The 15,224-nt window shown below is 70.2% G+C and carries 10 protein-coding genes; 9 read left to right on the plus strand and 1 reads right to left on the minus strand.

The window, feature by feature from the left end; all coding sequences use genetic code 11:
* Position 1: 1 nt before the first annotated feature.
* Positions 2-2,512 carry a DEAD/DEAH box helicase gene (locus ACT3T5_RS05785; RefSeq protein ID WP_444593827.1) on the minus strand — a complete coding sequence of 837 codons (2,511 nt, stop codon included), beginning with the start codon at positions 2,510-2,512 and terminating at the stop codon, positions 2-4.
* Between the two features lie 76 nt (positions 2,513-2,588).
* Here ACT3T5_RS05785 and ACT3T5_RS05790 point away from each other — a divergent pair, with 76 nt between their 5' ends.
* The 9 genes from ACT3T5_RS05790 (at position 2,589) to ACT3T5_RS05830 (ending at position 15,176) form a co-directional block, all read left to right on the plus strand.
* Positions 2,589-4,334 carry a DUF7059 domain-containing protein gene (locus tag ACT3T5_RS05790; RefSeq protein WP_444593828.1) on the plus strand — a complete coding sequence of 582 codons (1,746 nt, stop codon included), beginning with the start codon at positions 2,589-2,591 and terminating at the stop codon, positions 4,332-4,334.
* Entirely contained in the window at positions 4,331-5,401 is a 1,071-nt protein-coding gene (locus ACT3T5_RS05795; protein ID WP_444593829.1) for a phosphatase PAP2 family protein, read from the plus strand. The genes ACT3T5_RS05790 and ACT3T5_RS05795 overlap by 4 nt, the downstream gene beginning before the upstream one ends.
* Positions 5,402-5,504: 103 nt before the next feature.
* Positions 5,505-8,225, plus strand: coding sequence for a type I DNA topoisomerase (topA, locus tag ACT3T5_RS05800; RefSeq protein WP_444578199.1), 2,721 nt, complete (start codon positions 5,505-5,507; stop codon positions 8,223-8,225).
* A gap of 411 nt (positions 8,226-8,636) precedes the next feature.
* Complete coding sequence (locus tag ACT3T5_RS05805) at positions 8,637-9,983, plus strand: ABC transporter substrate-binding protein (RefSeq protein WP_444593830.1); 1,347 nt, start codon at positions 8,637-8,639, stop codon at positions 9,981-9,983.
* Positions 9,980-11,143, plus strand: coding sequence for a carbohydrate ABC transporter permease (locus tag ACT3T5_RS05810; RefSeq protein WP_444593831.1), 1,164 nt, complete (start codon positions 9,980-9,982; stop codon positions 11,141-11,143). The genes ACT3T5_RS05805 and ACT3T5_RS05810 overlap by 4 nt, the downstream gene beginning before the upstream one ends.
* Positions 11,140-11,994 (plus strand): carbohydrate ABC transporter permease, encoded by an 855-nt coding sequence (locus tag ACT3T5_RS05815; RefSeq protein ID WP_444578196.1) that lies wholly within the window; start codon positions 11,140-11,142, stop codon positions 11,992-11,994. Before ACT3T5_RS05810 ends, ACT3T5_RS05815 begins: the two co-directional genes overlap by 4 nt.
* 139 nt (positions 11,995-12,133) lie before the next feature.
* Positions 12,134-13,210 carry a Gfo/Idh/MocA family protein gene (locus tag ACT3T5_RS05820; protein ID WP_444593832.1) on the plus strand — a complete coding sequence of 359 codons (1,077 nt, stop codon included), beginning with the start codon at positions 12,134-12,136 and terminating at the stop codon, positions 13,208-13,210.
* 11 nt (positions 13,211-13,221) lie between these two features.
* Positions 13,222-13,938, plus strand: coding sequence for a dTMP kinase (gene tmk, locus ACT3T5_RS05825; RefSeq protein WP_444594014.1), 717 nt, complete (start codon positions 13,222-13,224; stop codon positions 13,936-13,938).
* Positions 13,935-15,176, plus strand: a complete 1,242-nt coding sequence (locus ACT3T5_RS05830) for a DNA polymerase III subunit delta' (protein WP_444593833.1) — start codon at positions 13,935-13,937, stop codon at positions 15,174-15,176. The genes tmk and ACT3T5_RS05830 overlap by 4 nt, the downstream gene beginning before the upstream one ends.
* Positions 15,177-15,224 lie beyond the last annotated feature (48 nt).

Raw genomic sequence — 15,224 nt, forward strand, 5'->3', positions numbered from 1 at the left:
CTCAGGGGTGGAGCAGACCCAGCAGCCGTTCGGCCTCACGCTTGGACAACGGCTCGTTCCCGTTGCCGCACTTCGGCGAGACCACGCAGGCAGGGCAGCCTGCCTCGCATCCGCAGTCGGAGATCATGTCGGCCGTCGCCCGCAACCAGGCGTCGGCGTCGTCGGCCCCCCGCTCGGCGAAACCTGCCCCACCGGGGGCACCGTCGTAGACGAAGATCGTCGGCTCCCCGGTGTCCTCGTGCAGTGCGGCGGAGAGCCCGCCGATGTCCCAGCGGTCACAGGTCGCCAGCAGCGGGAGCATCGAGATCGCCGCATGCTCGGCGGCGTGCAGAGCACCGGGCAGCTCCTCCCCCGGGATCTCCGCGCCGTCGGTGGTCGATCGCGGGATCACCCACCACACCGCCTTCGTGGTGAGGGTGCGCGGTGGGAGGTCCAGCGGGTGCTGGGCGAGCACCGCCTGGGTGAACACGTCCCGCACCTGGTATCCGGTGACCTGATCGGTGACGTCCACCGTGCCGAAGCACAGCTGCACCCCGCCGGACCACGCGACCTCACGGTCCGTCTGCCGGATGCGGACGGTCGACGTCGACTGCGGGTGCGTGGAGTGCAGCGGGTCCTCGCGATGCACGAAGGCGACCGCCCGCTCCACATCGAGATGGTTGACCACATAGCTCGTGCGCTGGTGGAGATAGACCGCGCCGTCGTGGACCTGGGAGTGGGCGCTCGCGGCATCGACGGTGCCGAGCAGGGTGCCGCTGGACTCTTCGACGATCCGCACCGGCTCCCCGCCGCTGCCCCGCAGATCGGTGAGCTCGTGGGCGGATTCGGTCATCGTCCAGAACCAGCCGGTGGGCCGCGCCCGCAGCACGCCCCGAGCCGCCAGCGTGGTCAGCAGCTCGCGTGCGCTCGGGCCGAAGATGACCTCCTCGCCGTCCCGGATGGCGAGCTCGGAGGCGGCCGCGCACAGATGGGGCGTCATCACATAGGGATTGCCCGGATCGAACACCGCCGCCTCGACCTCCGCCCCGAAGATGGTCTCGGGATGGTGGACGACGTAGGTGTCCAGGGGATCCTCTCGCGCCACGAACAGCGCCAGGGCGCCGCCGTCTCGGTCCTGTCGCCTGCCGGCGCGGCCGAACTGCTGCCACAGGGAGGCGCGGGTCCCGGGCCAGCCGGCGATCACCACCGCATCCAGGCCGGCGATGTCGATCCCCAGCTCGAGCGCATTCGTCGAGGCCAGTGCCTTCAGCTCGCCGGAGCGCAGGGAGTCCTCGAGCTCCCGGCGCTCACGGGCCAGGTACCCGCCGCGGTATGCGGCCACCCGCCGTGCGCTGTCCGCCAGCTGCGGGGAGAAGGTGTGCTCGGCCTTCTGCTCGAGCAGGCGCCGCGCACCGCTGGAGACCAGCTCCGCCCCGCGGCGGGAGCGCGCGAAGACCAGGGTCTGGACGTCCCGTTCGACGAGGTCGGCCAGCAGTGCACCGGCCTCGCTCGTGGCCGAGCGCCGCAACGGCTCCTCGGAGGATCCCCGTCGCGTGCCGCCTGCCGTCGCCTCCTCCGGGTCCGTGTCCCCGTCTGCGCCCATCCCCGCGTCCGCGTCTGCTCGCGCGTGGAGGTCTGTGCCGTCGTGCAGCTCCGTGCCCCCGTCGCCCGCACGTCCGGTGGTCATCGGACCCCGCCCGTCGACGCGGGCGATCGTCCCCGGTTCCCAGAGGCCGATCGTCAACCCGGCCCGTGGCGAGCCGTCCTCGGTCACCGCGGTGACGTCCTGGCCGATCAGTCGGCTCGCGGACAGCTCCGGGGTCGCGGTCGTCGCAGAGGCGAGGATGAACGTGGGCTCGGCCCGGTAGTGGGCGGCGATCCGCCGCAGGCGCCTGATCACCATCGACACGTGGCTGCCGAAGACACCGCGATAGCTGTGGCACTCGTCGATGACCACATAGCGCAGCGCACGGAAGAAGCTCGCCCACTGCTCATGGCCGGGGAGGATGCCGAAATGCAGCATGTCCGGGTTCGTCAGCACCACGGTGCCGTGCCGGCGCACCCACCGCCGCTGCTCGGTCGGGGTGTCGCCGTCGTACACCGCGACGCGGGCGTCGCGGATGCCCGCCCCGTCGGCCATCGCGGTGATGTTGGTGAGCTGGTCGGCGGCGAGCGCCTTCGTGGGCGAGAGGTAGAGCACGGTCGCGCGGCGCGCCGTCGGGTCCACCTCCCGCGCCCCGACCGCGGTGAGCGCGGGCAGCAGATAGGCGAGGGACTTGCCCGAGGCGGTCGCCGTGGCGAGGACCACGTTCGTGCCGTCATGGGCGAGCTGCGCTGCCTGCTCCTGATGGATCCAGGGGGCGGTGATCCCGCGCTCGGCCAGGTGCTCGAGCAGGCGAGGGTCGACCCAGTCGGGGAAGCTGCCCTGCCGGCCGGGCCTCGCAGGGCGCTGCTCGACGTGGGTGAGGCAGCTGCGACGGGTCAGGGGGCCGGTGAGATCGGTCAGGAGCTCGGACGCTCTGCCTGCCCGCATCGACTCCTCATTCCCTGTGCATTTCCCACACCTGCGCTCCGTTCCCGGGGCAGGCGGCTGGGGCACAATCGTAGCCATGTCCACCGACATCTCCAGCGCACCCCCGCAGGTGCTGCCCGACCAGGTCGCCGCCCTGCGCGCCGACCTCCGTGCGGCCCGCTACACGGTCGAGACCACCGAGTCCCTCCTGGGCCCCGTCGCGCTCGCCGCGCTGCGGCGCGAGAACCCGATCCCCGCGCGGCGTGCGCTCGCCCCGCAGTCGGATCCGGCGTCGGCGGATTCGGCGCACTCGGATCCGGCGCTCTCGGATCCGGCCGCCGTGCTGTTCCGTCTGTTCGTCCTCGGAGACACCCTCCCGTACTCCCTCGTGCACGCCGTCCTGCCCACCCTCGGGGCGGACGGTGCGCTGCAGCTGGAGCTCGTCGGCCCTGCGGCGCCCCCCGCGCATCGGGGCGAGGGCGATCACGAGGCCGTCGACCCCGACCGCCCGCTGCGCGCTCTGCTCGATCTCGCGCCGTACTCCGCGAGCGACGATGCCGGCGAGATCTCCTGGTGGATCGCCTCGGACCTCTCCGAGCTCGCGACCGGCCGCGCGCTGGGGCCGGAGCACGTGCTGGGGGTCGGCGGCGCCTCGCTGACTCTCGCACGGATCACCTCGCGTGCCCCGGTGGGCCGCGTGCTGGACCTCGGCTGCGGCGGCGGCATCCAGGCGCTGCACGCCTCGCGTCACGCCGAGCATGTGGTCGCGACCGACCTCTCCGAGCGCGCGCTCGCCTTCGCCGCCTTCAACGCGGCCCTCAACGAGGTGGACCTCGAGCTGCGCCAGGGCTCCCTGCTGGATCCCGTGGCGGACGAGACCTTCGACCTCATCGTCTCCAATCCGCCCTTCGTGATCACCCCGCGGCGCGCAGCGGCAGCGCCGACGGTGCCGCCGGAGCAGCACGAGCACCGGCACGAGCACGAGCACGAGCACGAGCACGAGCACGAGCCAGCAGACCCCGAGACGACCTGGACGTACCGGGACGGGGGACGCGCCGGCGACACCCTGCTCGCCGAGCTGCTCACCGGCCTGCCCGCCCACCTGGCACCGGGCGGCAGCGCCATGATGCTCGGCAACTGGGAGATCCCCCGCGGAGGCGACTGGGACGAGCATCCCCGTGCCTGGCTCGCCGCCGCCTCGGAAGACGGCGTGGACTCGTGGGTCATCCAGCGCGAGCAGGAGGACCCCGCGCAGTACGCGGAGACCTGGGTCCGCGACGGCGGCGTCACCGACCGCGATCCGCGCTGGTCCGACCTCCAGGCGGCCTGGCTCGACGACTTCGCCAGCCGCGACGTCGAGGGCATCGGCTTCGGCTACCTCCTGCTGCGCCGGCCGGCGGGCTCTGATGCCACGGGCTCTGGTGTCCCGGCACCGCGCCCGGGTGCGCTGTGCACCGAGGAGGCCACCGGCACGGGGACCGGGACGCTCGGCGTGCACCTGGCCGAGAGCCTGCGCGCTCTCGATCTGCTCGCCGGGACGGATGACGACGCCCTCGCCGCGAGCCGGCTGGTCCGCGCCGCCGACGTGGTCGAACGCCGTCACCTCACCCCCGGCCAGTGGGATCCGACGCTCATCGAGCTGATCCAGGGCGCAGGCTTCGCCCGCAGCGTCCAGGCCGACCAGGTGCTCGCCGCGACCGTCGGCGCCCTGGACGGGACCCTCACCCTCGGTCAGGTGCTCGCCGCGGTGTGCGCCCTCACCGACGCGGACCCCGACGAGGCGCGCGGGCGGGTGCTCCCCGTCGTGCGCGATCTCGTCCGCACGGGGATGGTCCACCTGTGAAAGCGCCCGATGACCACACCGGGGCCACTCCCCCGGAGCACGACGCCATGGCCCCTCCCCCGGAGCCGGGTGCCCGCACGCGGCGCCGCCGCACCGGGGCGCTCGCCCGCCCGCTGCTGGCTCTGCTGTGCGCCGCGATCGGCACCGGCCTGGCCGTGCTCCTGGCCCGGACCTCGGTGGGCACCACGCGCGGGCAGCGCCTGGACCAGCTGATCCTCTCCGGTGCGCAGGATCACCAGGGACGTCTGTCCCACTACGCCGAGCTCGCGGTCGGGACGGTGAGCGTGCCGATCATGGCGGGTCTGCTCGCCCTCGCGCTGGTCCTGGTGCTGATCCGTCGTCGGCTCTCCCTGCTCGTCCCGCTGGTGCTCCTGGTGCTCGGCGCGAACATCACCACCCAGGTGGTCAAGCATCTGGTCGTCACCCGCGATGCGCTGGGCCCGGGCATCGACGTCACCCCGAACTCGTTCCCCTCCGGGCACACGACTCTCGCGGCCACCGCGATGATCGCCGTCGTGCTCGCCTCCGGCCGTGCTCGCGCAGTCATCGCACCGCTGGGAGTCGTCTGGACCGCTGCCGCAGGCATCGGCACCCTGGTGCTGGGCTGGCACCGGTCCAGCGACGTCGTCGGGGCGATCATCATCGTCGCCGCCTGGACCTTCCTGGTCCTCGCGATCGACGGCCTGCACACGCGCCACCGGCTGGCGCGGGATACGGACCGCCCAGGACGGCGGCGACGGCGCGGGGACGCATCCCGAGACGTCCCGGACTCTTTCCCGCAGCCCGCCGCGCGGTCCGCCGCCCTGCTGGATCTGCGCATCGGGGTCGTCGATCGGGTCGTCGCCGTGCTGCTGGGCCTGGCCTCGCTGGTCGGACTGGTCTACGGCGCGATCGCCCTGGCCGGCCTGAGTCTTCCCCTGGATCTCCAGGATACCGCGCAGCAGACCTCCTCCTTCATCGCCACGGCCGCCCTGATCGCCGGTGGCACAGGCTCCTGGATGGCGCTGGTGCTCGTTCTGCGCACGCCGACGTCACACAGGAGCAGCCCCGGCGACCGTGTACCGTGAACAATCGCCGAGCGCAGATCATGCGTCCGGTTGATCCCGGACCACGGCATTCGGCCACGGCGGACGGGCCGCGACGACTCGCGGCGAGGAAGGACATATCAACGTGACTGGCGGACGGCATCTGGTGATCGTCGAGTCCCCTGCGAAGGCGCGGACCATCAGCCGATACCTGGGGGACGACTACATCGTCCAGGCATCGGTGGGGCACATTCGTGACATCCCGGTGCCGCGCGACCTTCCTGCGGAGATGAAGAAGGGCCCGTACGGCAAGTTCGGGGTCGACGTCGATGGCGGGTTCGATCCGTACTACATCGTCAGCCCCGACAAGAAGAAGACCGTCGCGGACCTGAAGAAGGCCCTCAAGGACGCCGACACCCTCTACCTCGCCACGGATGAGGACCGGGAGGGCGAGGCGATCGCCTGGCACCTCCTGGAGACCCTCAAGCCCAAGAAGTCCCTGCCCGTCAAGCGCATGGTCTTCCACGAGATCACGAAGGACGCGATCCTCGCCGCGCTGGAGAACACCCGCGAGATCGACACCCACCTGGTCGATGCGCAGGAGACCCGCCGCATCCTGGACCGCCTGGTCGGCTTCGAGCTCTCGCCCGTGCTGTGGCGCAAGATCAAGCCGTCCCTGTCGGCAGGTCGTGTGCAGTCCGTCGCGACGCGCCTCGTGGTCGAGCGGGAGCGCGAGCGCATGGCGTTCGTCGCTGCCGACTACTGGGACGTGACCGGCACCTTCGGGGCCGAGTCCGAGCAGTTCACCGCGAAGATCGCGACCGTCGACGGCGCCCGTGTCGCCTCCGGCAGCGACTTCGCCGACGACGGCACCCTAAAGCCCAGGGCCGCCTCGGCGACCGTGCTCACCGAGGAGTCCACGCGGACCCTCATCGAGGCGCTGACCGATGCCCCGGCCACGGTCTCCTCGCTCGAGTCCAAGCCGTACACCCGCCGCCCGGCGGCACCGTTCACCACCTCCTCGCTGCAGCAGGAGGCCTCGCGCAAGCTGCGTCTCGGCGCCCGCCAGGCGATGCGGGTCGCGCAGTCGCTGTACGAGAACGGCTACATCACCTACATGCGTACCGACTCGGTGACGCTCTCCGGCGAGGCCATCAAGGCCTCCCGCGCACAGGCTGCGGAGCTCTACGGCTCCCAGTACGTGCCGGACAAGCCGCGCTACTACCAGACCAAGTCGCAGAGCGCCCAGGAGGCGCACGAGGCGATCCGCCCCGCGGGCGACCGCTTCCGCACCCCGGCCGACGTGTCCGGTTCCCTCTCGGGAGACGAGTTCCGTCTCTACGAGCTGATCTGGAAGCGCACCGTCGCCTCGCAGATGGCCGACGCGAAGGGCACCACCTCGACGGTCGAGCTGCAGCTGGAGCAGAAGGACCGCACCGCGACGTTCCGCGCCGCCGGCACCGTGATCACCTTCCGCGGCTTCCTCGCCGCCTACGAGGAGGGTCGCGACGCGAGCCGCTACGGTTCCGACGAGGCCGAGGGCAAGGGCGACAAGCGCCTGCCGCAGATGGAGGAGGGCCAGAAGCTCGACACCCGCGAGCTGACCCCGGACGGCCACTCCACCACGCCTCCCCCGCGGTACACCGAGGCCTCGCTGGTGCGGGCCCTCGAGGAGCGCGGCATCGGCCGCCCCTCGACCTACGCCTCCACCGTCGCCACCGTGCAGGACCGCGGCTATGTGCTGCGCCGCGGCACCGCCCTCGTGCCCAGCTGGGTGGCCTTCGCCGTGGTGCGCCTGCTCGAAGAGCACTTCGGGGCATTCATCGACTACGACTTCACCGCGCAGATGGAGCAGCAGCTGGACCGCATGGCCCAGGGCGAGCTGAGCCGGTCGGAGTACCTCAAGAACTTCTACCACTCCGATGGCACCGACGGCCCGATCGGCCTCAAGCCCATGGTCGACGACCTGGGCGACATCGATGCCCGCGCCATCAACAGCATCGACATCGGTGAGGGCATCACGTTGCGCGTGGGCCGCTACGGCGCCTACGTCGAGCGTGCCGCCCGGGACGAGAACGGCGAGCTCATCGAGGGGGCGGATCCGCAGCGGTCCTCGGTCTCCGACGATGTCGCCCCCGACGAGCTGACCGTCGCGCTCGCCACCGAGATGCTCGAGCGCGCCAAGGACGACGGCAAGGTGCTGGGCACCGATCCCGAGACCGGCCACGAGGTCGTCGCGAAGGACGGCCGGTTCGGCCCGTACGTCACCGAGATCCTGCCCGATCCGGAGGAGACCGGCGGCAAGAAGGTCGCCAAGGCCAAGCAGCCCAAGCCGCGCACGGGCTCGCTGCTGAAGTCCATGGACCTCGCGACCATCACCCTCGAGGACGCCCTGAAGCTGCTGAGCCTCCCCCGGGTGGTCGGCACGACGGAGGACGGCACCGAGGTCACCGCGCAGAACGGCCGCTACGGCCCGTACCTCAAGAAGGGCACGGACTCACGGTCGCTGGAGTCGGAGGAACAGCTGTTCACCGTCACCATGGAGGAGGCGGAGAAGCTCTACGCGCAGCCCAAGACCCGGGGGCGCGCCGCCGCGAAGCCCCCGCTCAAGGAGCTCGGCACCGATCCCACCAGCGAGAAGCCGATCGTGATCAAGGACGGCCGCTTCGGCGCCTACATCACCGACGGCACCACGAACGTCTCGCTGCGCGCGTCGGAGACCGTCGAGGAGATCACCGAGAAGATCGCCATCGAGAAGCTCGCGGAGAAGCGGGCGAAGGGCCCCGCGAAGAAGCCGGCCGCCAAGCGCAAGGCTCCCGCCAAGAAGAGCACGACGACGAAGAAGAGCACCACCGCGAAGAAGTGAGACCGCTCGGCCGCTGAGCCACGGGGCCCGGACACGGGACCCGAGCACGGGGCCCGAACGGAGGCTTCGGAGCAGGTGCCTGCCGGAACAGGGGCACGGACCATGAGGTCCGTGCCCCTGTTCCTGTCCGTCCTGTCGCTATCCGTCCTGCCACCGCCGATCCTGTCGCCGTCTGCGCCCGACGCCCGGCACCCGGCACCCGGCACCCCACGCCCGACGGCCAGCGCCTGACGTCCCATGACCGGAATGTCAGGAATCATCCCCTTTGTGGTCACAGCCGCTCACCGGGGGTCACGAGGTGGTCACGGGGCTGTCGCGAATCGCCTTCACCGGGTCGCGATGGCCCGATAACCTGCGGAAGCGGCCTACAGTGTGACCAAGAGCTCGTTGTTGACTCACGAAGGAGTGATCATGGATCGACGTCTCAGCCGGCGCACGATCATGACCGGCGCCGCGGCCACCGCGGCACTGGGGATGACCGGATGCCTGCAGAACCCTGACCCCAGCGGCGGCGGAGGTGGTGGCGGCGGCGAGAAGTACAAGCCCGGCGACACCCCCGGTTCCGGGTCGGTGAGCATCCTGGGGGCCTTCGGCGGCCAGGAGCAGGAAGCCTTCATGGCCTCCCTGGAGAAGTTCGAGTCCGACTCGAAGATCACCATCAACTACACGCCGGACAAGGACTTCACCAACACCATCCAGCAGCGTGCCGGTGCCGGCGACGCTCCGGACATCGCCCTGTTCCCCCAGCCGGGCGGCATGTTCGACCTCGCGGGGAAGGGGCTGATCACCCCGATCGACGCGTTCCTGGACTACGACGAGCTGAACTCGACCCTGATCCCCGGCTTCCTGGACTCCGCACGGTTCGAGGGGCGCGTCTACGGTGCCCCGATGCGCATGGCCTGCAAATCGCTGATCTGGTACCCGAAGAAGGCGTACGAGAAGGGGGGCTACTCCGACAAGCCCGCCACCATGCAGGAGCTCACGAAGATCACCGATCAGATCAAGGCCGACGGCATCGCCCCGTGGTCCGACGGATGGGACGACGGCCAGGCGACCGGCTGGGTGGGCACCGACTGGATCGAGGAGTTCATGCTGCGCGTGCACGGTCCCGTCGTCTACGACGACTGGACCAAGCACCGGATCCCCTTCAACGCCAAGGAGGTCGTCGAGGTCTTCGACATCGTGGGCGACCTGCTCAAGGGCAAGGGCAACGTGCTGGGCGGAACGGACGCGATCATCAACACGCCGTTCTCCGAAGCTCCGCTGCCCCTGTTCGACGACCCGCCCAAGGCGATGCTCGTGCGCCAGGGCAACTTCGTCACGGGCTTCTTCCCCGAGGACGTCCAGGCGAACATGGACGAGGAGGTCGGGGTGTACGCGATGCCCACCTGGGAGGGCGGGTTCGACGGCCAGCCGATCCTCGGCGGCGGTGACCTCGCCTCGCTGTTCACCCTCAACGACGACACCGTGAAGGTCATGGAGTTCCTGACCTCCGATGCCTTCGGCGGCGAGTGGGCGAAGGCCGGCGGCTGGCTGAGCCCCCACCGCACCTTCGACCAGTCCCTGTACTCCGACTCGATCACCCAGCAGGTCGCGGAGATCGCCTCGAACGCCCAGGTGTTCCGCTACGACGGTTCGGATCTGATGCCCACGTCCGTCGGCGGCGGATCCTTCTGGACGGGCATGGTCGAGTGGCTGCAGGGCGCGAAGACCTCACAGGTGGTCTGCGACGAGATCGAGTCCGGGTGGCCCAAGTGACCACCGCGACGCCCACCCGACAGGGGCCCGGCGGGTCTTCGCCGATGGAGCTCAACGAGCACACGAGCTCCCCGGCCCGCCCCGTGCGCGTGATCATCGGAGCGGTCGGCATGGCCGTGACGGCCTGGTTCGTGTGCAACGTGTTCCTCGCCTTCGCGTACTACCCGCAGTACTTCGCGAACTCCGGGATCCTCATCGGGGTCCTCGGCCTGGTGGTCGGCATCGGCGGCTCGGTGCTGTTCTTCTACTTCCTGAACCTGTGCATCGAGGGCTTCCCGACGAGGTTCGCCGAGGGACTCATCCCCTATGCGTTCCTGCTGCCGGGATTCAGCCTCATCGGCCTCTTCCTGCTCTACCCGACGGTCCAGACCATCGTCTACTCGTTCGCGAACGACGACTCGACCGGGTGGGTGGGGCTGGACAACTACAAGGCGATCTTCAGCACCGGGCACTTCTGGTCCACCCTGCTGAACAACTTCCTGTGGATCCTCATCGTCCCGGTCCTCAGCGTGGCCTTCGGTCTCGCCGTCGCGGTGCTCGCGGACAAGCTCTCTCCGGTCGGGGAGAACGCCGCGAAGTCGATGATCTTCCTCCCCATGGCGATCAGCTTCGTCGGTGCGGCGACGATCTGGGGGCTGGTGTACGCCTTCAACTCCCCCGGCGAGGCCCAGACGGGCCTGCTCAACGCGATCGTCACCGCCCTCGGCGGCGATCCGCAGCCCTGGTACCAGATCGACACCGCACGTCTGAACTCGCTCGCGCTCATGGTGATCCTGATCTGGCTGCAGACGGGCTTCGCGATGGTCCTGATCAGCTCCGCCATCAAGGGCGTCCCCGAGGACACCATCGAAGCGGGCCGCATGGACGGTGCCGGCGAGATCCGGATCTTCTGGCAGATCGTGTTCCCCCAGGTACGGGCCACGCTGCTCGCCGTGCTGATCACGGTGCTGATCCTGGTGCTGAAGGTCTTCGACCTCATCTACGTCACCACCAACGGTCTGTACAACTCCGATGTGATCGCGAACCTCTTCTTCCGGAAGCTGTTCACCGATCAGCAGGCAGGGCAGGCCTCGGCCATCGTGGTCGTGCTGCTGATCCTGGTGATCCCGATCCTCATCTACCAGGTCAAGAGCTTCAGGGACCAGGAGGCGAACCGATGAGCATGACGATGAAGGACGGACGCAAGCGTTCGATCTTTGCCACCATCGCGATGCCGCTCCTGGCACTGCTGTGGACGATCCCCACGGTCGGGCTGCTCGTGACGAGCTTCCGCTCGCGGGAGGCCGCGGCGTCGACCGGCTGGTGGACGAGTCTATGGGAGGGCGGCTGGACGCTGGACAACTATGCCCAGGTGCTCGGCGACCCCTCGATCTCCGGTTCCCTGATCAACTCCATCGTGGTCGCGGTTCCCGCCACGGTGCTGCCGATCATGTTCGCGGCCTTCGCCGCGTACGCGTTCACGTTCATCAACTTCCCCGCCAAGGACGTGCTGTTCATCGTGATCGTCGCGCTGATGGTGGTCCCGATCCAGGTGGCGTTCCAGCCGATGCTGGACCTGCTGGGCCCGCGGGGTCTCGGGATCAACGGACAGTTCGTGGCGGTGTGGATGCTGCACACCGGCTTCGGCATGCCGCTGGCCGTGTACATCCTGCGCAACTACATGGCCACTCTCCCCAACTCGGTGGTGGAGAGCGCCAAGATCGACGGGGCCTCGCACTTCCAGACGTTCTGGCGTCTGGTCGCTCCGATGTCCTCCCCGGCGATCGCCGCCTTCGCCACCCTGCAGTTCCTGTGGGTGTGGAACGACCTGCTCATCGCCAAGCTGTTCCTGGGCGGCGGGGAGAACAAGACGGTCATCGTGAGCCTGCAGCAGATGCTGGGCACCCAGGGCCAGGGCGCCGAGCTCCTGACCGCCGGTGCCTTCGTCTCCATGGTGATCCCGATGCTCGTCTTCTTCGGGCTCCAGCGGTTCCTGGTGCGCGGCATGACAGCAGGCTCTGTCAAGGGCTGACCGACGTATCGCGAGGAACGAGCGATAGGAGATCAGCCGGAAGTCAAGGGCTGACCGACGTATTGCGCCGACGGCGGACCTTTCTCCACAGCGACCCCGACACCACCGCGGTGTCGGGGTCGCTGGGTAGATTGGACCCATGAGCGAGTCCGACGCATCCCGAGGCAGCGACGCAGCGCCCACCCTGGCCCTCCCTGCCTCCACCGTCCCCGATCCGGCCGCCGCACCTGGCCTGCGCTGGGGCGTGATCTCCCCGGGGCACATCGGCGACCAGTTCACGGCGACGGCGCACCGGGCGACAGCCTCGCGCGTGGTCTCCGTCGTCTCCCGGTCCCGGCAGCGCGCCGAGGACTTCGCCGCGAAGCATGGCATCGAGAGCGCTTTCGACTCCGTCGCAGAGATGCTCGCCGCGGGCGGGCTCGACGCCGTCTACATCGCCTCCCCGCACGCTCAGCATCATGAGCTGGCGCGCCCTGTTCTCGAGGCCGGCATCCCGGTGCTCGTCGAGAAGGCGTTCACGCTGAACGCGGGCCAGGCCCGTGACCTGCTGGACCTCGCGAGTGAGCGCGGTGTGTTCGCCATGGAGGCGATGTGGGCACGGTTCCTGCCGCAGTACGACGTGCTTCGCCAGGTGATCGCCTCCGGCGTTCTCGGCGACGTCATCGAGGTCGCGGCGGACCACGGGCAGACCTTCCCGGCAGATCCGTCCCACCGCATGTTCAACCCCGATCTCGGCGGCGGCGCGCTGCTCGACCTCGGGGTGTACCCGGTCTCCTTCGCACAGATGGTGCTGGGCGACCTCTCCGACCTCGCCGTGCGCGGGGACCTGACGGACACCGCCGTGGACGCCTACTTCGGCGTGCTCGCGACGGGGTCCGAGGGTGGTCGTGCCCGGCTCTCCGCCACCTTGCTCGCCCGCACCCCGACCGAGGGCGTGGTCAGCGGTACCGCCGGATCGGCGCGACTGTCCGGGGCCTTCTTCGCCCCGGGAACCCTCACGGTGACCCTGCATGACGGACGGTCCGCGTCCTTCTCCCATCCCGGCGCGCCCGGCGACGGCATGGCGTACGAGATCGCTGAGGGCGCTCGGCGGATCTCCGCCGGGGATCTCGAGTCGCCCCTGATGAGCTGGGCGGATACCCTCAGTGTCATGGACACGATGGACGCCGTACGCGCCGAGCTCGGCGTGGTCTACCCCTCGGAGGCGCACCCGTGAGCATCCTCGAGATGTCCCGTGGCCTGCGCATCCCCTCGCCGCATCCGCCCAAGCGGGGGGTGTTCATCTCCTTCGAGGGCGGTGAGGCCGCCGGCAAGACCACGCAGATGCAGATGCTGTGGGACCACCTGGTCACCCAGCGCTCCGTCGCCGAGGACCTCATCCTCACCACCCGCGAGCCCGGCGGCACCACGCTCGGCGAGAGCATTCGCGAGCTCCTGCTGCACGGCGAGCACGTCGACCCCCGCGCCGAAGCGCTCCTGTACGCCGCCGACCGTGCGCACCACATCGCCACCCTCGTGCGCCCCCATCTGGCGCGCGGCGGCCTGGTGCTCGGCGACCGCTATCTCGATTCGTCGATCGCCTATCAGGGCGCGGGTCGTTCGCTCGAGCCCGACGAGATCGGTTCCCTTTCCCTGTGGGCGGCCGACGGGCTCCTGCCCCACCGCACGATCCTGCTGGACGTTCCCACCGATGCCCTCGACGAGCGCCGGCTGTCCGCCAACCACGACCGTCTAGAGAAGGCGGGCCAGGACTTCCATACCACCGTGCGCCAGGAGTTCCTGGATCTCGCCGCCGCTGATCCCGAGCGCTTCGCCGTCATCGACGGCACCCTTGCGCGCGAAGAGGTCCACGCCCAGGTGCTCGAGGCCGTCAACGAGGTGCTGGGCATCTTCGACCCGACGTTCGAGCCGGCACCGCCCACGAAGCACCGGGACGAGATGTGACCGACCCCAGCACGACCGGGACGGCCGGGACGGCCGGGAACACTGCGACGACGCTCGCCCCCGGTGCGGGCGGCCCAGCGGCTCCTGAGGGATCCGCGCCCGGGGTGTGGGCCGACGTGGTCGGCCAGGACGCCGCGGTCGCCCAGTTCCGGCGCGCGGCCTCCCCGCAGGGCTCCCTCGCGCAGGCCTGGCTGATCACGGGACCGCCGGGCTCCGGCCGGTCCACGGCGGCGCGCGCCTTCGCGGCGACCCTGCAGTGCGAGACGGGCACCGGCTGCGGGCAGTGCCGCAGCTGCCGCACGGTGCTGGCGAACACCCACCCGGACGTCACGGTGGTCGCGACCGACAAGCTCTCCATCGCGAAGGAGGAGGTGCGCGGGCTGGTGATGACCGCCCAGCGCGCCCCGGCGACGGGACGCTACCGGGTGCTGATCGTCGAGGACGCCGACCGCATGAGCGCGGGCACCTTCAACGTGCTGCTGAAGTCCATCGAGGAGCCTCCCCCGTCGACCGTGTGGATGCTCTGCGCCCCGTCGGCCGAGGATCTCGCGCCCACCATCAAGTCCCGGTGCCGCCTGGTGGCCCTCTCCGTGCCGCCCTCCGACGTGGTCGCCGAGCTGCTGCGGCGGCGGGACGGGGTGGACGAGAACCTCGCGATGCGGTCGGCGCGCGCCGCCCAGGGGCACATCGGCCTCGCGCTGCGCTACGCCACCCAGGAGGGTGCGCTCGCCGCGCGTGAGGAGTCCGCGCGAGCGCTGCTGGGGCTGCGCGGGGCGGGTGAGGCCGTGCTCGCGGCCCAGGCGCTCGTGGACCGTGCCACGGCGGAGGCCAAGGCCCATGCCGACACGGTCGCCATCGAGGAGAAGGAGCGTTTCCTGCGCTCCGCCGGCATCGACGACGGCAAGGTCCCGCCCTCGCTGCGCTCTCAGGTGCGCCAGCTCGAGGAGGACGCCAAACGTCGCCAGACCCGCCTCGTGCGCGACGTGCTGGACCGCTACCTGCTCGATGTCCATTCGGTGCTGCGCGACGTGCTCAGCCGTCAGCTCGGCAGCGGCAGCGAGCTGGTGAACATCGAGGTCGCCGACGAGATCGAGCGGTCCGCGGGCGCTGGCTCGGCGAAGACCACGCTCGGGCTGCTCGAGGCCGTGCAGGAGGCCAGGGCGCGCATCAGCGGGAATGTTCCCCCTCTGCTCGCGATCGAGGCGCTGCTCGCCCGCCTGGCGGTCTCACAGCGCTGAGGACTGCTCCTCCCTGAGCTCACCTCGAGCTCGTCTCGAGCTCATCCC

The sequence above is a fragment of the Brachybacterium sp. AOP3-A1-3 genome, assembly GCF_052378285.1.
Classification (GTDB): domain Bacteria; phylum Actinomycetota; class Actinomycetes; order Actinomycetales; family Dermabacteraceae; genus Brachybacterium.